The sequence below is a fragment of the Streptomyces sp. JLYT201 genome, assembly GCF_059448825.1.
In genome coordinates this window covers 8524531-8544924 of sequence record NZ_CM182551.1, presented here as the reverse complement: position 1 = coordinate 8544924, position 20394 = coordinate 8524531, and the positions used below count along the sequence as shown (strand labels likewise).

The window sequence follows — 20394 nt, the reverse complement described above, 5'->3', positions numbered from 1 at the left end:
TACGCGTCGCGCACACCGGACTGCACGGGAGCGGACTGCACGGGAGCGGACTGCACGGGAGGGAGGCACAAGCCTCGTCCAGGCTACCGGCGCCCGAGCGGCCCGGCGACCCGGTCCGCCCACCCCACGCGCCACTTCGGATGCCTCAACTCTCCCACGCATCAACTCAGTTGCCCCGGGGCTCAGTGGACCTGCCGCACCTGGCTCTCGCCCAGGACCCGCGCGCTCGTGCGGTGGGCCGTCGCGTCGTCGAGGCAGCCGCGCAGCCGCAGCACGTCGTGCTCGGAGAGGGCGGGGCGGATCACCCCGGCCCACACGTCGCCGTCCAGACGGGTCAGCGGCGCGTGGACGTTCAGGGCGGCGGTGGACCTGCGACAGCTCTCCCAGAGCTCCCGGGCGGCCAGCGCACGGGCCGACGCGCTGTCGCTGCCGCGCACCCGCACCTCGTACACCACGGTGGTCGCGGCCGCGCCCGTGGCCTTGCCGGGGCGGGTCTGGGTGGCGTCGGAGAGGGTGTCCACGAGCAGCGCGAGCAGCAGGACGGCGGCCACGGCGACGCCGCTCACCACGGCGGTGCGCAGGGCGCGCGGCCGGGGCACGGCCTCGCGGTCCTCCAACTCCGGGATGCGGCCGCCGCGTTCGTCACCGGGCGCGGTCAGGTGCGCGAGGCGTCCGGCGAGCCTGCGCTCGGCGCCGGGCCGGACGGTGGCCGCCGAGATCCGCTGCACGACCCAGGCGACGCCCGAGAGCAGCGCCCCGGCCGCCATCAGGACCGGCACGAAGACGTACGTGCGGTGGGTGCCGTCCGCGGCGCCCTGCTCCAGCCAGCGGAACCGGACGCCGTCCTCGGACCGGGACTCCTCAAGGCGCCGCCACACCTCGTCGGTGCGCCGCCCGGAGTCGGCCAACTGCCGCTCCAGGCGGCCCAGACGGCTCAGGAGCACCGTGCCCACCAGGAGTCCCTCGATGACCAGCAGGAGCACCCCGCAGATGAGGGCGCGCTGCCACTCCCAGCGGATCAGGTAGACGACGCTGTAGGTGGCGGCCGCGGCGGCGCTGAGGCCGCCGAGGAGATAGCTCACGTACTTCATGACGCCATGCCCTTCCTGCGGTCGGCGCCGTCCGGGGGCACGGCCGGGGGTGCGCCGACGGCGGACATGCGCACCACTTCCACGGCACCCGTGCCGCCGTCCACCGTCAGCCGGGTCCCGTCGGGGAAGCGTTCCAGGGCGTCGGGGACGCCGACGGCCGTCGGCACCTGGTACTCGCGGGCGAGCACGGCGAGGTGGGAGAGCACGCTGCCGGTCTCCGCGACGAGCCCGGTGAGCCCGGGCAGGAGCGGGGCGAGCGCCGGGTCGAGGGCGCGGACGACGAGGACCGCGAACCGGGGGCGTTCGCCGCCGCCGTGCCAGGCCGTGCCGGAGCCGAAGCCGCCGCCCGCGCCCTGCCCGTCGGTGGCCGCGCGGCGCCTGCCCGGCTCGGCCACCGGCAGGCCGTCGGCGAGCCGGAACGCGGCGGGCAGCTCCGAGCGCTGCGGCCTCGGCAGGCGCTCGCGCAGATCGGCGGGGAGGCCCTTGCCGTCGCCCGCGGCGGTCAGTTCGGCCCAGCGCAGCAGGGCGACGCGGTCCGGGTCGTCGAGGAGTTCCACGGCGGTCAGCCTGCGGGCCAGCTCGCGCACCATGCTGGTCTGCATCTCCTGCACCCAGCGCACGCGGAGCCGCAGCCCCTCGCGGGTGGGCAGCACGGCCGTGCCGCGCGGCACGCCGGTCAGGGCGGGGCGCCCGGGCAGCGGCGGGCGCGGGCCGAGCGCGGGCGGCAGCAGGGAGAGGAGGACCGGGTGGCGGGCGATGAGCCGGGCGTCGTCGGGTTCGTCCGCGCGCGCCTCGGCGAGGACGGCGAGCGCCTCGCCCACGGCCGTGGCGCCCGAACCCTGCCCGAGCACCGCCCCGGCCAGGGACTCCTGGGCGTGCAGCGCGGAGAGGACCGTACGCCCCCAGGAGACGGCCGCGAGCAGCCGCCCGCTCAACATCTGTGCGGGGGCGGGCAGTTCGCTCAGGTACCGGTCGACGTCGGCCGTGAGGTCGAGGGCGAGCGCGGGGAGCGTCGTGCGCACCCGGCCCATCCGCCAGGCGGCGGTGGTCCGGCGGGCGGCGGGCGCCGGGTTGAGGAAGCCGAGCAGGCGGTGGGTGGGCGGGGCGGCGCCGAGCAGCCGGAGGTCGGCCGCCGCGCGGCCCTCGACGGTGGTCACGGGCGGCAGCCTGCGCAGCCGGCGGCGGGGCGCCGCGCCCGCGATGTCCAGGGCGACCGAGAGCCCGTGCGCCATGGGCACCAGCCACAGGTCCTCCTCCAGGGGTTGCAGGACCCCGGGGAAGGTCTCGGCGACCGGACCAGGACCGAGCAGCCGGGCGCGGCGGGCGGGGCGCGGGGGCATCGCGGTGATGGGGCGGGTCTGGAACAGCCACAGCCGGTCCTCGGCGTCGAAGGCGAACTCGATGTCCTGCGGGCCGCCGAACTCCCGCTGCGCGTCCCGGGCCAGACGCAGCAGGCGCAGCTGCCGGCCGCGCGTGAGCAGGCGCGCGTCGCGGGGTTCGCCGGGCTCGGTGTGGACCTGGCGGCCGTGCCGGGTCAGGTGGTAGCGCACGCCCTGGACGCTGCCGTTCACCAGGCGGTCGGGGCCGCCGTCGACGGCGCTGATGACGACCCGGTCGCGGCGGCCCGCCATCGGGTCGGCCCCGAACATCACGCCGCCCACGGTGGCGCGCACCATCGGCTGCACGAGCACCGCCATCCCCCCGTGCGAGGTGGCGGCGCCGGGTGCGGCGCCCGTGGGCGTGCGCGCCGCCGAGCGCAGCACCCGCCGCACGGCGGTGGTGAAGTCGCTCCATCCGCGCACGTCGAGCACGGTCTCGAAGAGCCCCGCGAGCGACGAGTCGGCGGCGTCCTCCCACGCGGAGGAGGAGCGCACGACGAGGGGCCGCGCTCCGTCACCGCTCAACTCCCGCCAGGCACGCCGCAGTTCCCGCTCACCATGAGGAGGCTCGCGACGGGATACGGCTCCCCCGGCGCCCGCGGCATCGGCGATGCCCGCAGGGGACGTCACGGCGCCCGCGGCGTCAGCGGGGCCCGCGGTGGGCGCGGCACGCGCGCTGTCCTCGGCGCCCGCGGGCACCAGCACGAACCCCGGCAGCACCGGAAGGCCCACGGCCGCCGCCCGCGCCAGATGGGCCGCCTTCGCCCCCGCGAGGCGCGGGTCGCGGGCGCGCCGCGCCTCCAGCCCCACCACCACCAGCCGGTCCGTCTCCACCCCGATCATGGCCTGCCTCCTTCGCCCGACCGCGCGCCCCCGTCCCGCCCGCACATTCCGTTCCCGGCGCCGTTCCCTCCGAGGTGAGGCCCTGCGCGCCCGCCGCGCCACGCGGGCGAAACGCCAGGCCACGAAGCCGGGCCGGAAAATCATCCAGCCCTTAGCACGGACGCGTGGCTGCGCCATGAAGTTGAGTACAAGCCCACCCGAATTCGGCCGGGCCCGTCGTCGGCGGAGGTGGCGCGGAAGGCGGCGGTCCGGCGGCCGTACGGCGTGTGCTAAGGCTTCTTCTCGGGGATGTGCGGCGCAGGGGCACGGCCCTTCGCCCCGCGTCCGCCGCACGCTGTCAGCAGACGCAGAGGGGCGAAGACGTGACAGGCAGTCAGTTCGACGAGCTCGGGCAGGTCTACGAGGAGTCCTCGGGCATGGCCTTCAGACAGGGCCTGGAGTTCCCCACCGTGCTCGGTCACCTCGGCGACGTCGGGAGCCAGGACATACTCGACTTCGGCTGCGGCAGCGGGGTCTACACCCGGCTGCTCGCGCGCCGCGGCGCCCGGCGGACCGTCGGTCTCGACGCGTCCGAGGGCATGGTCGAGCACTGCCGCCGCCGGGAGGAGGACGAGCCCCTCGGCGTCGAGTACGTCGCGGGGGAACTCCCCGAGCGGCTGCACGGCGCCTTCGACACCGTGCTCGGCGTGTACGTGCTGCCGCACGCCGAGACGTACGACGGGCTCGTCGCGATGTGCCGGGCGGTGGCGGCGGCGCTGCGGCCCGGCGGGCGCTTCGTGACGCTGCCCATCCACCCGGACGTCCACCCGGACCCGGACCACTACGCCCGCTACGGCTTCCGTCTTGACGTCAGCGCCCGCGAGGACGGCGCCCCGGTGGACTTCGGGTTCACCGTGGGCGAGCACAGCGCGCGGTTCACCGCCCGCTACTGGACCGCCGCGGCCCTGGAGGGCGCGCTGCGCGACGCGGGCTTCGGCGCGCCCCGGTGGCGTGCGCACCAGGTGTCCGAGGACGCCGTGCCCGGCCCCTCGGACGACTTCTGGGCCCGCTACCTCACGACCCCGCACGCGGCGGTCCTGGACGCGCGCAAGGCCTGAGGCAGGGCCCGGCGGCTCAGGCCCCGCCGTCGGGCGGCGGCCCGGCCGCGCGGTGCCGGTGCGGCAGGTGCAGGGAGTGCTCGTGGTGCGGGCGCGGCGGGTGCTCGGCCGCGTGCGCCCGGTCGGCGAACCCGGGCGCCATCACGTGCACGGTCCGCCCGCCGCACTTGGGGCACACCGCCGCCGCCAGGGGCGAGCGCAGGGCGTTGCCGTCCTCGTCGACGTACTCCTGAACGGCCGGCCCCGCGGGGTCGGCGGAGGCGGCGGGGTCGGGGAACACGACCCGGAAGGTGGACTCCCAGGTCTCCCCGCAGTCCCCGCAGGTGAAGGCGAAGGTCTCGGTGACCGGGTCGGGCTCGGGCGGCATGGGCACTCCTCGTCGTCGCTCCCCCGGCATCCCAGCGGACAACGGCCCGCGCGGCCCGGCAACTCGGACGCGCCGGTCGGGCGGCGCGGCCGGGGAAAAGGCCGGTGGCCCGGTGACCGTCGAGGTCACCGGGCCACCGGGCCGTGCACTGTGTGCGGTCCGCGCGGACCGCACGTGGGGCGTCAGCGCGTCGGCTGCAGTTCCCGCTCCGGGTCGGAGTAGGGGGCGCCGCCGTTGTCGCCGAGCTGCTTGTAGAGCTTCTCGCCCTCCACGTCGACGTTCGGCAGGATCTTGTTCAGCCAGCCCGGCAGCCACCAGGCGGACTTGCCGAGCAGGGCGAGCACCGCCGGGACGATCGCCATGCGGACGACGAAGGCGTCGAACAGGACGGCGGCGGCGAGGCCGAAGCCCATGGTCTTGATGATGTCGTCGTCCTCCAGGATGAAGCCGGAGAAGACGCTGATCATGATGACCGCGGCCGCGGCGACGACGCGCCCGCCGTGGGTGAAGCCGGTCACGATGGCCTCGCCCGGACGCGATCCGTGGACGTACGCCTCACGCATGCGCGTCACGAGGAACACCTCGTAGTCCATCGCCAGACCGAACACCACACCGATCATGAAGATCGGCATCATGCTCATGATCGGGCCGGGCTGGTCGACGCCGAACACGTTCGCGAGGTGGCCCTCCTGGAAGACCGCCACGACCGCGCCGAGCGCCGCGAGCACCGAGAGCAGGAAGCCGAGCGCCGCCTTCAGCGGAACCAGGATCGAGCGGAACACCAGCATCAGGAGCAGGAAGGCCAGGCCGACGACCAGGGCCAGATACGGGATCAGTGCGTCGTCGAGGGTCTGCGAGAAGTCGATGACCGAGGCCGTCTGGCCGGTGATCAGGACCTCGGCGCCGGTCTTGGCCTCGATCGTGCCGATGTCGGAGCGGATCTTCTTGACCAGCGTCTCGGTGTCGTGGTCACTCGGGCCGGACTTCGGCGTCGCGGACAGGATCGCCAGGTCGTCCGCCTTGTTCGGCGACGCCGGGCTGACGGACACGATGCCCTTGACCTTCTTGAGCTCCTCGCCGACGTCCTTCGCCGCGGCACCGGCGCCCTTGTCCTTGTCGACGACGATCGTCAGCGGGCCGTTGAAGCCCTTGCCGAAGGAGTCCGACAGCATGTCGTAGGCCTTGCGCTGCGTGGTGTCCGGCGCGTACGTGCCCTCGTCGGGCAGGCCGAGCTGCAGGTTGGCGGCCGGGGCGGCCACCGCGCCGAGACCGGCGATGGCGACGAGCAGGACGATCAGCGGGCGGCGCAGCACGAACCGGGCCCAGCGCGTGCCGAGCTTCGGCTTGGCGTGGGGGTCGGTGAAGGGAACGCCGACGGGCTTCTTGCGGTCCTTGCGGCGCAGCGTCCTGCGGGGCGCGATGCCGAGCAGCGCCGGGATGAGGGTCAGCGCGATCAGAACGGCGATCACGACCGTGCCGGCCGCGGCGAGGCCCATCTTGGTGAGCAGCGGGATGTTCACCACGGCGAGGCCGGAGAGGGCGACGATGACGGTGAGGCCCGCGAACACCACCGCGGAGCCCGCGGTGCCGACGGCGCGGCCCGCGGCGTCCTCGGGGGTGCGGCCCTCCGCCCGCTCGGCGCGGTAGCGCGAGACGATGAACAGGGCGTAGTCGATGCCGACCGCGAGGCCGATCATCGTGGCGAGCGTCGAGGTGGTGCTGGACAGCTCAAGGGTGCTGGCGAGCGCGGTGATGCCGGAGATGCCGATGCCGACGCCGATGAGCGCGGTCAGGATGGGCATGCCCGCGGCGATCAGCGAGCCGAAGGTGATGAGCAGCACCACCGCGGAGATGCCGATGCCGATGAGCTCGGCGCTGCCGCCCAGCTCCTGCTCGGTCGGGACCGCGTCACCGCCCGCCTCGACGGTCAGGCCGTCCTTGCGGGTGTCCTTGAGCGTGTCGGTGAGCTTGTCCTTGACCTTGTCGGTCAGCTCGGGCCCGGGGACCTTGTACGACACGGTCGCGTAGACGGTGGTCGAGTCCTTGCTGACCGCGCCCGTCTTGAACGGGTCGTCGACCTTCGAGACCTGCGCGCCCTTGCTCAGCCGGTCGACGGCCTTGTTGACCTTCGCCTTGTTCGCGGCGTCGGTGATCTTCTCGCCCTTGGGGGCGCGGAGCACCACACGGGCCGTGGCGCCGTCGGCGCTCGTCTCGGGGAACTTCTCGTCGAGCAGGTCGAAGGCCTTCTGCGACTCCGTGCCGGGCATGGAGAAGACGTCGGCAGGAGCCTTGGGAGCCGAGGACGCTGCGACGCCCGCGCCGATGAAGAGCAGCACCCATATGAGCGCCATCCACCAGCGCCGTCTGAAGGCGAGACGGCCCAGTTTGTAGAGGAACGTAGCCACGGCGAACGAGACTCCCGTCGGGATTGGCAGGCAGGACCGACCCGTCGGCGGCGGGGCGCCGCGCGACAGGGTGGGTCGGCAGGATCCTCTCCATCGTGACGGCACCGGAGCGCGCGGAAGTCAGACTGCGGGCCGGAGTCCGCGCCCACGTCCGTCGTAGTCGGAAGTCGGCCGACTCATCCTCGGGTAGGAGATGCGCCGACTACATGTAGATCTCATGTACCAGGGGTGTGACCTGCGTCTCTTGGCCAACAACCCGCTCTCGATATCGGGCATTTATGGGCAATACCCGATCTTTTCGACAGGTGCCGTTTCGGACACCACAGGCACCAGGAGGCACCTGCGCCGACACGCCGGGGGCGCCCGGTCGGCGCCGCATGACGTGCGCCGCAGCGACACGTTCCCACCCCCTCCAACGACGCGGCGCGCTGGCGTGTTCCACGGGGGTGGCGGGTGGTCCGCGGCGGGACCGCCCGCCAGCCTCAGGACCCCCTAAGGGTCGGCCCCGGGGCGCCGTCAGGCCTTGCGCAGGACCTCGATGACGCTGGCGAAGCTGTCCCCGCCGTGCCCCGCGGCGTGCGCCCGCTCCATGAAGGCCTTCAGGAGCTCGGGCAGGGAGCTGTCGACGCCGCGGTCGGCCGCCGCGTGGACGAGGTGGTCGATCGCCGCGATCTGCACGTCGACGGTGGCGTCGTCACCCGGGTAGCCGCCCTCCTCCACCTGGGCCGCGTACCGGGTGATGAAGCCGCTCACGGCACCGCCGAGCCAGCGCAGCGCGAGCGGCGCGAACTCCGTCGCCCTCGCCCCGTCGGCACCCACGAGCGCGGTCCCGTGCAGCCAGCCGCCGAAGGCCGCCCACATCAGACCGAGCAGCGCCACGTCGTACAGCGGGGCGAAGCCCGCGTCCTCGCCGAGGAACAGCGGGTCGCCGAGCGCTTCGAGGGCGGGCCTGTGGGCGTCGAAGGCGGTCCGCGGGCCGCTGTAGAGGAACATCATCTCGGGGCTGCCGACGCCGGGCGGGGTGGTCATGACCGCGCCGTCCAGGTAGGCGACGCCGCGCTCGGCGGCCCAGGCGGCGAACTCCCGGGCCTGCTCGGGCGAGCCGGTGGTGAGGTTGACGAGCGTGCGGCCCGCGAGCGTGGCCGCGGCCGGGTCGACAACCGCGTGCAGCGCGTCGTAGTCGAGGACGCAGGCGATCACCAGCTCGCTCGCCGCCACGGCCTCCGTGGGGGTCGCCGCGACCCGGGCGCCGCGCCCGGCGAGCGCCTCCGCCTTCGCCGGCGTGCGGTTCCACACCGTGGTCTCGTGGCCGCGCTCCAGGAGGGCGGCGGCGAGGGCGGCGCCCATGTTGCCCAGGCCGATGACGGTGACGGGGGTGCGGCGTTCAGCGTTCATTGCGTGCTTGCTCCTTGCGCGTCCACCGGACGCGGTCGTGTCCGGACGACCGCCCGCGGCGGTGTCCGTGGTGATCCGGTACGAGAACACTCGCAGCGGGCCGGGGAGCGGGACAGTGACAGCGGTGACGTCGGTCACCAAATTCCTGCCACTCTGCGAAGCGGCCGTACGCTCGCCGCATGAGCGCTGGTTCCGTCGCGGTGGTCGTGACCGAGGAGATCGGGGTCCCCTCCTGGGACCTGTACGAACTGAGCATCCCGTGCACGGTGTTCGGCAAGCCCCAGCCGGACCTCTCCGAGCACTGGTACGACCTGAGGCTGTGCGGCACGGGCTCCGGCGCGCGGGACGCCGCCGCGCACCCCTTCGGCGTCTCGGTGCGCACGCCGTACGGCCTCGACGACCTGGTCGACGCGGACACCGTGATCGTGCCTTCGGTGCCGGACGCCTGCGTCGAGGAGGGCGCGCCCCTGCCGGACGGCCTGGTCGACGCGTTGCGCCGCGCCCACGCGGCGGGCGCGCGGATGGTGTCGCTGTGCAACGGCGCCTTCGCGCTCGCCGAGGCGGGGCTGCTCGACGGCCGCCGCGCCACGGCGCACTGGCAGCACACCGGCCAGCTGGCGGCGCGCTACCCGAAGGTCGAGGTCGACGACTCGGTCCTGTACGTCGACGAGGGGGACGTGCTCACCAGCGCGGGCCTGACGGCGGGGCTCGACCTGTGCCTGCACCTGGTCCGCCGCGACCTGGGCGCGCACGTCGCCAACCAGCTCGCGCGGCGCATGGTGGTGCCCGCGCACCGGCCGGGCGGGCAGGCGCAGTTCATCGACCTGTCGGTGCCCGCGGCCGACGACGCGAGCCTGAGCCCCGTCCTGGAGTGGGCGCGCGGGCGCCTCGACGAGCCGCTGACCGTCGACGACTTGGCGCGCCGCGCGGCGATGAGCCCGCGCACGTTCTACCGGCGGCTCCAGGCGGCCACCGGCACGACGCCGCTCCAGTGGCTCCTGAACCAGCGCCTGGCTCCGGCGCAGAGCCTCCTGGAGGCGACGGACCTGCCGGTCGAGAAGGTCGGCGAACTCAGCGGCCTCGGCACGGCGAACAACCTGCGCCACCACTTCCTCAAGCACGTGGGGGTGCCGCCCGGCGACTACCGCCGCGCGTTCTCGCAGACGGGCCGGGCGCCGGAGCCGCTGGCTAGGTGACCGCTCCCGGGGCCCGCGCGCGGACCCGGGCCAGCAGCGCCCCCTTGTCCGGCTTGCCGCTCGGCGCCACGGGCACGTCGGTGAGGACGGTCAGCGTGGACGGAAGGCCCGCGACGCCGAGTTCTGCCTCCACGTGCTCCCGCACGGTGTCGAGGACGGGCGTGCGGCCCGGCGCCGCGACGACGAAGGCGTGGGCGGCCTCGCCCGTGTGCCGGTCCGGAGCGGCCACCACGTAGGCCCGGTCGACGTCGGGGTGGGCGGCGACGGCCCGTTCGAGGGCGCCGCAGTAGTGCACGACCGCGTTGACGATGACGATGTCACGGCTGCGGCCCGTGAGGTGGAGGAAGCCCTGCGCGTCCAGGCGCCCCACGTCGCGGGTGCGCACCCAGCCGTCGCGCAGCGCCTGGGCGCTCTCCGCCTCGTCGCGCCAGTAGCCGGTCATGGCGCAGGGCGTGCGCGCCCAGATCTCGCCGGTGGCCCCGGCCGGGACCGGGAGGCCCTCGGCGTCGCGCACGCTCAGCTCGGTGCGCGCCCAGGGGCGGCCGACGGAGGTGGCGGCCCCCTCGGGCCCGTGCGCGAGGTCGTCGGGCGTCAGGAGCGTGAGCATGCCCGTCTCGGTCTGGCCGTACGCCTGGTGCACGGCGGGGCCGATGCGGCGCACGGCCTCGGCGAGCGTGTGCGGGGCGAGCGGGGAACCGGCCACGATCAGGACCCGCAGGCCGCTGAGGTCGGTGGCACGGCCGGGCCCGGTGCGCAGCGCGTCGAGCACGTGGTGCAGCCGGGGCACGGTCATCAGCAGGGCGGTGATCCGCAGGCGCTCGACGAGCCGGGGGAAGTCCAGCGGGGGCGCGGGGATCACGGCGGTGCCGCCGCCGAGGAGGCACAGGCCCAGGTGCTCGAACATGACGGCGCTGGTGAGGGTGCCGAACAGCAGGAAGCGCCGGTATCCGGCCGCGAGGCGCGCGATCCGCTCGTCCCCGTGGGCGGACTGCCAGGACCAGTACGCGGTGAGCGCGCGGTAGTCGAGGACACAGCCCTTGGGGTGGCCCGTGCTGCCGCTGGTGAGGTGCACCAGCGCGGCGTCGTCCGGGCGGCCGCGCGCGAGAAGGCCGTCGCCGGGCAGCGGGCCGGCGTGCGGATGCGCCGCGAGCAGGTCGCTGTCGAGCCGCAGGACGGGGAGGTCACCGGCGGCGCGGAGCAGTTCGGGCGGCGGCGGGGCGGCGTCGGTGACGACCACGTCGACGTCGGCGGCGAGGACGTGGGCGAGCTGGGACGGCGTCAGGCCCGGTCGCAGGCCGGTCACCCGACAGCCCAGCAGATGGGCCGCGATCTGCACGGCGAAGCCCTCGGGGGTGACCTCCGTGGCGAGGGCGACGGCGCTTCCCGGGCCGAGTCCCGCCGCGCGCAGCCCGGCCGCGCACCGCGTGACGAGCGCGAGCACCTCGCCGCGCGTGACGGCGCGGGAGCGGTGCTCGAAGGCCACGGAGGCGGGATGGCGGCGGAACGCGTCGATCAGGGCCTGCGGGAAGGCGGCTTCCGGCGAATTGCTCGCTTTGCGTCCGTTTTCCACGGGGCATCCGTTTCGGAGGATGAAACAGCGGCAGCGGGAATGAGGGTACAGAACTGGAAAGCGGCGTACGATCTCTGGCCGATTTTCGCCCGGGGGCCGACCGGCCAGGCTCACGGTATCGCTCGGCCCTCTCCCCACAAGCCCCCATTCCCTGTGACGCACGCCACACCGAGGCGATCTGGCGGCCCACTTGAAGTGTCAACTACCGTGATGTATCCGCTCGTTGAAGCCTCTCACCGGAGACGTCGGCGACGCTCACCGGAGACGGGAGCAAGGCGTGACTCACGGTGGCTTGATTGACTACTTGATAGTCGGCGCGGGACCCGCGGGTCTCCAGGCCGGATATTTCCTTGACCGCTCCGGCCACAGCTATCTCATCGTCGAGTCCGGAACGGCTCCGGGAACGTTCTTCACGCGTTTCCCGCGCCACCGGAAACTCATTTCGATCAACAAGGTGCACACCGGCTGGGACGACCCCGAGCTGCGCCTGCGCACCGACTGGAACTCGCTCCTGACGGACGAGGGCGCCCCGCTGTTCACCGCGTGCACCCCGCGCTACTTCCCGGCCGCCGACGACATGGTCCGCTACCTGGCCGACTTCGCCGCGACGCACCGCCTGAACGTCCGCTACTCCACCCGCGTCACCGAGATCAGCAGGCCGGGACCGCCCGCGGGGACCGGCGACTTCACCGTCCGCACCGCCGACGGCGGCGTCCTGCGCGCCCGGCGCCTGATCGTGGCCACCGGCGTGAGCCGGCCCTACGTCCCGCGGGACATCGAGGGCGTCGAGACCGCCGAGCGGTACGACGAGGTGTCGGTCGACCCGGAGGACTTCACGGGCAAGCGGGTGCTGATCATCGGGCGCGGCAATTCCGGCTTCGAGACGGCGGACAACCTGATCGAGACGGCCGCGGTCATCCATCTCGCCGGGCCCGGTTCGCTGCGCATGGCGTGGCAGACGCACTTCGTGGGACATCTGCGCGCGGTGAACAACAATTTCCTGGACACCTACCAGCTCAAATCGCAGAACGCGCTCCTCGACGGCCGGGTCCTGTCTCTGCGCAAGCAGCCCGACGGCACGTATGTGGCCGCGGTGAGCTTCGCCCGGGTCGACGAAGTGGTCAAGGAGATACCGTACGACCGCGTCATTCTCGCCACCGGATTCCGCTTCGACGCGTCCCTCTTCGCCCCGGAATGCCGCCCGCGCCTTACCGTCAACGACCGCTTTCCGGCACAGACCGACGCATGGGAATCCGTCGACGTGCCGGACCTGTTCTTCGCGGGCACGCTCACCCAGGTACGGGACTTCAAGAAATCGACCAGCGGATTCATCCACGGATTCCGCTACGGCGTCCGGGCGCTGCACCGCATCCTGGAACGCCGCTACCACGGCGTCCCCTGGCCGGGCAGAGAGCTTCCGGCCACCGCGGCGGCGGCCGCGGACGCCGTGCTCGCGCGCGTCAACCGCACCTCCGCGCTGTGGCAGCAGTTCGGCTTCCTGGCCGACGCGCTGCTCGTCGGCGCCGACGGCGGGGTGCGCTACTGCGAGGAAGTACCGCTCGACCACCTCCACCGCGCGGTCGCGCAGGGGCACTTCGGCGAGGTGCGGGAGTACTACGCCGTGACCCTCGAATACGGCGCCGACCACGACCGCGTCGACCCGTTCGACATCGGGACCGGTCGGGTCGGGCAGCGCGACACCAGCGGACTCGACGGCCGCTATCTGCACCCCGTCGTCCGTGCCTTCCACGCCGGTGAGCTCCGCGCCGAGCACCACCTCACCGAGAACCTGGAGAACGAGTGGGACAGCGAGGAGGTCCACCGCGCCCCGCTCCTGGCCTTCCTGCGCGAACACCTCGCGCGGGAGAGCGCGGGCCGCGCCTGATGTCCCGCATCGAAGAGCTCCACGACCGCGCCCGCGCCGCGCTCGACCCCGTCCACTACGACTACTACGCCGGGGGCAGCGGCGCCGAGACCGCCCTCGCCGACAACGAACGCGCCTTCGCCGAACTGGCCCTGCTGCCCCGGGTCCTGCGCGGCAACGACCGGCGGGACACCGGGGTCGCGCTGCTCGGCGACCGGGCCTCGCTGCCGGTCCTCGTCTCCCCCACCGCCTTCCACCGCCTGGCCCACCCCGACGGCGAACGCGCCACCGCCCGCGCCGCCGCGCGGGCCGGAACCGTCCTGGTGACCAGCATGGCGGCCACGGTGGCCGTCGCCGACGTGGTGGCCGCGGCGCGGGCCGTGCGCGCGGACGCCGCCGTGTGGTTCCAGGTCTCCTTCCACCCGGACGACGACGTCACGACCGCCCTCGTGCGCCGCGCCGAGAAGGCGGGCTGCACGGCCCTCGTGGTCACCGTGGACACCCCGGTCTTCGGCCGCCGCACCCGCGACGAGCGCAACGGCTTCCACGACCTGCCGCCGGACCTCGCGCCCGAGAACCTGCGCGACCTGCCGGGCACCCCGCCGGGCGGCACCCTGCCCATCGCCATGTCCCCGGAGTTCACCTGGCGGCACCTGCGCCGGCTGCGCGACCTCACGCACCTGCCCGTGGTCCTCAAGGGAGTGCTGCACCCGTGGGACGCGCGCACCGCCGTCGACGAGGGCGTGGACGCGGTCTGGGTGTCCAACCACGGCGGCCGCCAGCTCGACGCGGCGCCGGGAGCCGTCCGCGCGCTGCCTCGGGTCGCCGCGGCGGTCGCGGGGCACGTGCCCGTGCTGCTCGACGGCGGGGTCCGCTGCGGAGCCGACGTCGCGGCCGCGCTCGCGCTCGGCGCCACGGCGGTCGGGGTGGGCAGGCCCGTGCTGTGGGGCCTCGCGGCGGACGGCGAGGCGGGCGTGCGGGACGTCATCGAACTGCTGCGCGCGGACTTCGACCACGTCCTCGCCCTGTGCGGCGGGCGCGGTCCTGCCGACCTGACCGCCGACATGGTCGTCACCAGGGCGTGGCCGCCGTCGGCGGGGCCCGACGAGCGGGCGGGGCAGGGGCGATGAGGCTCCGTGCCGGGGCGGCCGCCGCCGGGCTCGCCGCGCTGTCGTCGCCGTACTGGCTGCCGTCCGCGGTCGTCGCGCTGCGGATGCGGATCTTCGCGCGGCTCGGCGGGGGCGAGGGCGTCCCGGTCCCGGGCGAGCAGGTGGGGCCCGACCGGTTCGAGGAGCTGTACGGGCATCCGGCGGCGGGCGGCCGCAGCCGGGGAGCCGCCCTGTCCGACCTGTTCTGGTACTGGCTCGCGCCCGGCGCCGACGTCCACCAGGAGCACCTGGAGGCCGGACCGCGCTACGACGAGGTGGCCCGCACCACCCTGGCGATCCTCGCCGGGCCCGCCGCCGACCTCTCGCGCGCCGCGGCCCGCTGCACCGCGGCCGTCCTCGACGAACTGGGGACGGGCCGGGCCACCCTCGTGCGGCTGCGCGACCTGATGATGCCCGTGTGGGCGGAGTTCTTCCACGAGCGCGTCTTCCACGAGCCGTGCCCGCCCGGGGTGCGCCGCCTGATCACCGACCACGCCGACGACGTGGTGAGCGCGCTCAAGTGCACCCGCCCGCGCCACATGCGGCGCAGGCACCGCCTCACCCGGTACCTGGCGCGCCGCGTCGCCGCGGGAGCCGTGCCGCACGCGCTGCCGCGCTCCCTGACCACGCGCGAGCGGGCGTACTACCTCCAGGGCACGTTCTTCAACACGGCCGTGGTGCAGCTCTCCGAGGCGATGGCCCATCTGCTGCTCGCCCTCGCCGAACACCACGACGTACAGGACCGCGTGGCGCGCACACCGGACGACGACCGCTATCTGGACCACGTCATCGACGAGACGTTCCGGCTCTATCCCCTCTTCGGGGTCGCCCACCGCATCACCACGGCCGACATCACGCTCGGCACGGGCCCCACGCTGCCCGCCGGATCGGTGCTCTGCTTCAGCTACCCCGCCTACCACGCCACCGGGTACGCCGACCCGGAGGTCTTCGCGCCGCACCGCTGGGAGACGCGCACGGCCAGGGACGCCCACCACATCCCCTTCGGCGTCGCCGCCAACCGGCCGTGCCCGGCCTGGCGGCTCGCGCCCGTCGTGATGCGCGCGGCCGCGCGCGAGGTGCTGCGCCGCTACGCGCTCGACTCGGCGGTCTCGCACACCCGGTCCATCCCCCACCGGGCACCCTGTCTCCTGGTGCGGCGCGGGCGGCCGCTGCCCCGGCCGTGGGCGCGCGGCACCCGCGCGTTCCTGCGGGTCAGGGACCGCTTCGAGGACGTGGGGCGGGCCCCGGCACAGCTCGTCCTCGGCACCTGGATGGTGCTCGACGCCCGCCGCCACCGGCTCGCCGCGCGGTACTTCGCGACCCATGACACCGAGGGGCGGCCGCTGGCCGCGCACCCCGGCACGGACTCTCCCGGGTGTCCCCACCTGTCCGACTGAGGCCCGACCGAAGCCCCCTTGGCGCCCGCCCGGGGCCCGCTCCAGGCCCGGACGGGCCCACCGTCCCCAGCCGTCCCGATGCGAAGGGTGCGGACCATGTCCACCACCGAGCTCGGCCCCGCCTTCTTCCTCGCCGTCGTGGTGATCCTCGTGACCTGCCGGATCACCGCGTTCGCGCTGCGCGGCCTGGGGCAGCCGCCCGTCGTCGGCGAGATGGTCGCCGGGGTGCTGCTCGGCCCGTCCCTGCTCGGCCTCGTCGCGCCCGGCGTCGAGGAGGAGCTGTTCCCCGACGCGCTGCGCCCGGTGCTCTTCGTGGCCGGGCAGATCGGCCTGGTCGTCTTCATGTTCCAGGCCGGGTACGAGCTGCGCGCCGACCGGCTGCGGCCGGTGGCCCGGGCGGCCGGGGTGATCTCGGCCGCGGGCATGGTCGTACCGCTCGCGCTCGGCTCCGGCCTGGCGTGGGCCGTGCACCGCTCCGTCGACGTCCTGCCCGGCGACGCCCCGGTGCCGGTCTCCTGTCTGTTCGTGGGCGTCGCCCTGGCCATCACGGCGTTCCCGATGCTGGCCCGGATCATCACCGAACGCGGCCTGACGGGTTCCAGGTTCGGCTCCATCTCGCTGGCCGCGGGCGCCGTCGACGACGCCGTCGCGTGGGTGCTGCTCGCCGGTGTCCTGAGCCTGTCGCAGGGCAGCGCGGGGCCGTTCGCCAAGGCGGTGGCCGGGACGCTCGGCCTGTTCCTGATGCTCGCGCTGGTGTTGCGCGCCCGGGAGCCGATCGCGCGCCGCCTGGAGCGGCTCGCCCCCGAGCGGGCGCTGCTGCTCGTCGTCCTCACGCTGTTCCTCGCCGCCTGGTACACGGACACCATCGGTCTGTACGCCGTCTTCGGGGCGTTCAGCCTCGGCGTGGTCTTCCCGCGCTGTGCCGCGGTGGACCGCGCGGTCGGCTCCCTCGCGCCCGCGGGCCAGATCGTCTTCCTGCCGCTGTTCTTCACGTACTCGGGCCTCAACACCGACTTCGGCCTGCTCACCGGGCCCGCTCTGCTGCTGGTCACGGCCGCGTGCGTGGCCGCCGCCGTCCTTGGCAAGTTCGGCGCGTGCTGGCTGGCCGCGCGGGCCGTCGGCGAGGAGCGCGGGGTCGCGCTGCGCGTGGGCACGCTGATGAACGCGCGCGGCCTGATGCAGCTCATCGCCATCAACGTCGGGCTCTCCGCGGGCATCGTGACGCAGCGGATGTTCTCGATGCTCGTGGTCGTCGCGCTCGTCACGACGCTGATGGCCACCCCCGTCCTGAGCCTCTGGGACCGCCGCGACCGCACGCCGCGGCCCTCCGCGGCCGACACCCGCGAACCTCTTCAGGAACTGGCTCCGAAGGCGGCCGAAACAGGCCCGTGACGGCCCTGTGCGGGGGTTCCCCCGGGCGTACGGGGCGGACCGCGCAGCCCCGGTCACCCGGTCCGCCCACGCCCCGCACAGGCCCGTACGCGCGTTCGCCACATGCCGCCTGACCTGGGATTTCGTAGCGCCCGACGGTACGGTCCAGGGACATCGCGAAAGGGGATCGGATGGACCGGGACGCACGCGCAACCGAGCGGCACCTCCGCAGTGTCGAGGACGTACTGGAGCTCATGGACGGCCTGTTCGCGCCGGAGGCCGACCGCTGGACGGCGGGCGCGGCCGACTGGTGGGACGAGTTCTACACCGACCGGTCCAAGCCGGTGCCGTTCTTCGTGGACAAGCCCGACGCACACCTGGCCGCGCACCTCGACTCCGGGCTCATCCGGCCCGGCCGCGCCCTCGACCTCGGCTGCGGCCCGGGGCGCAACGCGCTGCACCTGGCCGCGCGCGGCTTCACGGTGGACGCCGTCGACCTGTCACCGGCCGCGCTCGCCTGGGCCGGGGAGCGGGCCCGCGAGGCCGGGGCCGACGTGCGCTTCCACCACGGCGACGCCTTCGCGCTCGGCCCGGACGTCCTGCGCGGACCGTACGACCTGGTCGTCGACTCGGGCTGCTTCCACCATCTGCCGCCGCACCGGCGCGTCAGCTATCTCGCGCTGCTCGACCGGGTGCTCGCGCCCGGCGGCCATCTGGCCCTGACCTGCTTCGCGGCGGGCGGCATGGGCTCGGAGCTGTCCGACGCCGACTTCTACCGCCAGGCGCGGCTGCAGGGCGGCCTCGCGTACTCGGCCGAGTCGCTGCGCTGGATCTTCGCCGACCTGACGGAGGTCGAGCTGCGCCGGATGCGCGACGAGCCGCCCGGGTCGCCGCACTTCGGCGAGCCCTTCCTGTGGGCGGGCCTGTTCCGCAGGGACGCCTGGCGGATCGCCTGACGGCCCGGCCGCGCGGGGCCCTGCACCCTTCGGTGCGGGGCCCCGCTTCCGTGGGTGGAGGAACTCCACCCGGGGCTGCGCCGAAGGATGCACGCCCACGTCACCCGGGCGCACGACGCACCGGGCCGACCGGGCCGGAAGAGTGGAGGGCGACCAGTGACGCGATCCCGCCTCCGCTCGGCGGCGGGCGACGGAAGGGGCCCGCGATGGACGGCTGCGCGACAGGGGGTGCCCGGGGCGGCGGTACGCGGCCGTCCGGGCCGGGGGCCGAGCGGCACGACCCGCACGGCCCGCTCGGTCCACTCGTCCCGCGCCGCCGGACGGGGTTCGGCGCGGCGTTCGGCGCGGCGGGGTGCACGGTGCTCGTGGCGGCCCTGCTCAGCCCGGGCGCCGCGGGGGCCACGACGGGGGCCGCGGGGCCTGCGGGGGCCGCGACGCAGGACGCGACCCCGCACGGCCCGGCTCTCGACGCGCCCGAGGGCACGGCCCTGCTGCCCAACCTCGACGACGACACGCGCCGCTGCCGACTGCGCCCGGGCGACCTCGACCGCCTCGACGTGGCCGTGGACCGGCGGCTCGCCGCGTGCCACGACGCGGCCGACGAGGTCGTCAACGGCCCCGAGGACCTGAAGGACTTGACCCCCGTGCGGGTGCGGCCGACCCGGGCCGACGGGGACGCGGGCGGCCGCGTGACCGTGCCCGCGGCGCAGCACCCGTACGTACGGATCTTCGTGGCGCGGGGCGGCCGGTACGTCCCGCTCGGCAGCGAAGGGCGCCTCACGGCAGGGGAGTTGCGGCAGGGGGCGCGGCTCGCCGTGGAGGGGCGCGACATCGTGCGCGACACCCGGCGGTGGGACGGCGACGTCGATCTCACCCTCGCCACGGCGGGCGCGGCGCCCCGGCGCGCCACGCTGACCCTGCGCATGACGCCGGTGCTGCTCCAGCACGACCTCCAGCGCGCCCGGCACGTCTTCGCCGCCGCGCCCGGCCCCGGCGCCCCGGACAGCGGGCAGCCCGCCGAGGTGCCGGTGCACACGCGGCCGCCGGGGCAGTGGCGGGAGTTCGCCGACTCGCTGCGCGCGGCGACCCGCGCCGCGGGCCTGCCCGACCGTGAACTGCGCTTCCAGGCGGGCTCGTCGCGGTGGTGGCGGGACATCTGGCGCCAGGACGTCGTCGAGCCCGGCTACGTCAGCAAACCGACGCCCGGCGGCGCCCCGCACACGCTGCGCGTCCTGCTGCGCTCCCCCAACCACTGGAAGTCCGCCGACGGCCGCCGGGAGAGCCTGCGCCGGGCGGGGCGGCTGCTCTTCCGCGACCTGCGCGGCCCGGGCGTCGGGGTCGTGCAGCAGTACACGACCCGGCGCGGCCCCGGCGTCGACGAACTCCTCAACTTCACCGGCAACATCGAGGCCCTGCCGCCGTACCCGGGGCACCCGCGGGGCCGGATCGTGTACGGGGCGACCGCGCGGCGCCACCCCGACCCGTCGTTCACGCGCATGCTCCGCGCCCAGCGACAGCAGGAACCCGTCGTCCTCGACACGTCCTGGCTGGTCGCCGGGCACGCCGACGAGACCGTGCACGTCGTCCGGGCCGACAACGCGCGCGGCTGGACGCTCGCGGTGTCCGACCCGCGCCTCGCGCTCGGGCTGCTGCGCGAGGCGCGGCGTGCCGGTGCGGGCGGGCACCGCCTGTTCGCGGACACGGTCGCGCCGGACAAGCCGACCGTCGACGCGTTCCTGCGGTACGAGGCCGCCGAGGGCGACAACGCGGACGCGGCCCGGCACATCGAAGGGCAGCTGAAGGCGCTCCTGCGCGAGACCGGCCTGCGCGCGGACGAACTCGTCCGCCTCCCCGTGCTGTACGCCCGGGTCGACGCCGGTCCCGGCGGGCCGCGCCGCCACATCGCCTTCTCCCCCGCGCTCGCCAACGGCCTGTCCCTGACCGCCCGCGACTACGCGGCTCCGGCCCCGCACGGGCCGAGGGTGCGCGGGCGCGACCTGTTCCGGGACGCGGCCGCACGCGCCCTGACGGCCAACGGCGTGCGGGTGCGCTGGGTGGAGAACTTCTCCTGGGCGCATCTGAGCCTGGGCGAGGTGCACTGCGCGACCAACGCGCTGCGCGAGATCGCGCCCTGACACGGCGCGCACCGACTCCCCCGGACCGCCCACGACACCCCTCCGTGACTCCCCACGACACCCCTCCGTGACTCCTCACGGCGCTCCTGCGGGTCTCCGACAGAGCCCCTATAAGGGCACAGCCGCCCCGCTGCCAAGCGATCGACGGATTCATCATGCTCTCGCGTGACACCGCCGCCC

General features: G+C 74.7%; 14 protein-coding genes. 8 read left to right on the top strand and 6 right to left on the bottom strand.

Going from position 1 to position 20394, the window contains the following annotated elements:
• Positions 1 to 182: 182 nt before the first annotated feature.
• Together AC5WAM_RS36360 and AC5WAM_RS36355 are read right to left on the bottom strand one after the other, a co-directional pair.
• A complete protein-coding gene (locus AC5WAM_RS36360; protein ID WP_495520127.1) occupies positions 183 to 1091 on the bottom strand; it encodes a hypothetical protein in 909 nt (302 codons plus the stop codon).
• On the bottom strand, positions 1088 to 3313 hold the full coding sequence (locus AC5WAM_RS36355) for a PEP/pyruvate-binding domain-containing protein (RefSeq protein WP_495520126.1): 2226 nt from the start codon (positions 3311 to 3313) through the stop codon (positions 1088 to 1090). Before AC5WAM_RS36355 ends, AC5WAM_RS36360 begins: the two co-directional genes overlap by 4 nt.
• A 362-nt stretch (positions 3314 to 3675) precedes the next feature.
• Between AC5WAM_RS36355 and AC5WAM_RS36350 the strand changes: the two genes are divergently transcribed.
• Complete coding sequence (locus AC5WAM_RS36350) at positions 3676 to 4410, top strand: class I SAM-dependent methyltransferase (RefSeq protein ID WP_495520125.1); 735 nt, start codon at positions 3676 to 3678, stop codon at positions 4408 to 4410.
• Between the two features lie 16 nt (positions 4411 to 4426).
• Here AC5WAM_RS36350 and AC5WAM_RS36345 read toward each other — a convergent pair whose 3' ends face one another.
• The 3 genes from AC5WAM_RS36345 to AC5WAM_RS36335 all read right to left on the bottom strand — a co-directional run bounded on the left by AC5WAM_RS36345 (position 4427) and on the right by AC5WAM_RS36335 (position 8577).
• Positions 4427 to 4777, bottom strand: a complete 351-nt coding sequence (locus tag AC5WAM_RS36345) for a hypothetical protein (RefSeq protein ID WP_495520124.1) — start codon at positions 4775 to 4777, stop codon at positions 4427 to 4429.
• A 182-nt stretch (positions 4778 to 4959) separates the two neighbouring features.
• Positions 4960 to 7182 (bottom strand): MMPL family transporter, encoded by a 2223-nt coding sequence (locus AC5WAM_RS36340; protein ID WP_366795454.1) that lies wholly within the window; start codon positions 7180 to 7182, stop codon positions 4960 to 4962.
• A 516-nt stretch (positions 7183 to 7698) separates the two neighbouring features.
• On the bottom strand, positions 7699 to 8577 hold the full coding sequence (locus AC5WAM_RS36335; protein ID WP_495520123.1) for an NAD(P)-dependent oxidoreductase: 879 nt from the start codon (positions 8575 to 8577) through the stop codon (positions 7699 to 7701).
• A gap of 200 nt (positions 8578 to 8777) precedes the next feature.
• Here AC5WAM_RS36335 and AC5WAM_RS36330 point away from each other — a divergent pair, with 200 nt between their 5' ends.
• Positions 8778 to 9773, top strand: a complete 996-nt coding sequence (locus AC5WAM_RS36330; RefSeq protein ID WP_495523720.1) for a GlxA family transcriptional regulator — start codon at positions 8778 to 8780, stop codon at positions 9771 to 9773.
• Here the strand turns inward: AC5WAM_RS36330 and AC5WAM_RS36325 are convergent.
• Positions 9766 to 11343, bottom strand: a complete 1578-nt coding sequence (locus AC5WAM_RS36325; protein ID WP_495520122.1) for a class I adenylate-forming enzyme family protein — start codon at positions 11341 to 11343, stop codon at positions 9766 to 9768. The genes AC5WAM_RS36330 and AC5WAM_RS36325 overlap by 8 nt on opposite strands.
• 277 nt (positions 11344 to 11620) lie before the next feature.
• On the opposite strand from AC5WAM_RS36325, the gene AC5WAM_RS36320 reads away from it, so the two are divergent.
• The 6 genes from AC5WAM_RS36320 (at position 11621) to AC5WAM_RS36295 (ending at position 20214) form a co-directional block, all read left to right on the top strand.
• Positions 11621 to 13228: an NAD(P)-binding domain-containing protein gene (locus AC5WAM_RS36320; protein WP_495520121.1), complete on the top strand. Its 1608-nt coding sequence runs from the start codon at positions 11621 to 11623 to the stop codon at positions 13226 to 13228.
• Positions 13228 to 14337: an alpha-hydroxy acid oxidase gene (locus AC5WAM_RS36315; protein WP_495520120.1), complete on the top strand. Its 1110-nt coding sequence runs from the start codon at positions 13228 to 13230 to the stop codon at positions 14335 to 14337. The genes AC5WAM_RS36320 and AC5WAM_RS36315 overlap by 1 nt, the downstream gene beginning before the upstream one ends.
• Positions 14334 to 15752 (top strand): cytochrome P450, encoded by a 1419-nt coding sequence (locus AC5WAM_RS36310; protein WP_495520119.1) that lies wholly within the window; start codon positions 14334 to 14336, stop codon positions 15750 to 15752. Before AC5WAM_RS36315 ends, AC5WAM_RS36310 begins: the two co-directional genes overlap by 4 nt.
• Positions 15753 to 15848: 96 nt before the next feature.
• Positions 15849 to 17144, top strand: coding sequence for a cation:proton antiporter (locus AC5WAM_RS36305; protein WP_495520118.1), 1296 nt, complete (start codon positions 15849 to 15851; stop codon positions 17142 to 17144).
• Between the two features lie 170 nt (positions 17145 to 17314).
• Positions 17315 to 18079: a class I SAM-dependent methyltransferase gene (locus AC5WAM_RS36300; protein WP_495520117.1), complete on the top strand. Its 765-nt coding sequence runs from the start codon at positions 17315 to 17317 to the stop codon at positions 18077 to 18079.
• 206 nt (positions 18080 to 18285) lie between these two features.
• Entirely contained in the window at positions 18286 to 20214 is a 1929-nt protein-coding gene (locus AC5WAM_RS36295) for a protein-arginine deiminase family protein (RefSeq protein ID WP_495520116.1), read from the top strand.
• The last annotated feature ends 180 nt before the right edge of the window (positions 20215 to 20394 follow it).

What these genes read in the sequence shown, in the direction of transcription:
- AC5WAM_RS36360 (WP_495520127.1), bottom strand. Translation starts at nt 1,091, where the DNA reads ATGAAGTACGTGAGCTATCTCCTCGGCGGCCTCAGCGCCGCCGCGGCC.
- AC5WAM_RS36355 (WP_495520126.1), bottom strand. Translation starts at nt 3,313, where the DNA reads ATGATCGGGGTGGAGACGGACCGGCTGGTGGTGGTGGGGCTGGAGGCG.
- AC5WAM_RS36345 (WP_495520124.1), bottom strand. Translation starts at nt 4,777, where the DNA reads ATGCCGCCCGAGCCCGACCCGGTCACCGAGACCTTCGCCTTCACCTGC.
- AC5WAM_RS36335 (WP_495520123.1), bottom strand. Translation starts at nt 8,577, where the DNA reads ATGAACGCTGAACGCCGCACCCCCGTCACCGTCATCGGCCTGGGCAAC.
- AC5WAM_RS36315 (WP_495520120.1), top strand. Translation starts at nt 13,228, where the DNA reads ATGTCCCGCATCGAAGAGCTCCACGACCGCGCCCGCGCCGCGCTCGAC.
- AC5WAM_RS36310 (WP_495520119.1), top strand. Translation starts at nt 14,334, where the DNA reads ATGAGGCTCCGTGCCGGGGCGGCCGCCGCCGGGCTCGCCGCGCTGTCG.
- AC5WAM_RS36305 (WP_495520118.1), top strand. Translation starts at nt 15,849, where the DNA reads ATGTCCACCACCGAGCTCGGCCCCGCCTTCTTCCTCGCCGTCGTGGTG.
- AC5WAM_RS36300 (WP_495520117.1), top strand. Translation starts at nt 17,315, where the DNA reads ATGGACCGGGACGCACGCGCAACCGAGCGGCACCTCCGCAGTGTCGAG.
- AC5WAM_RS36295 (WP_495520116.1), top strand. Translation starts at nt 18,286, where the DNA reads ATGGACGGCTGCGCGACAGGGGGTGCCCGGGGCGGCGGTACGCGGCCG.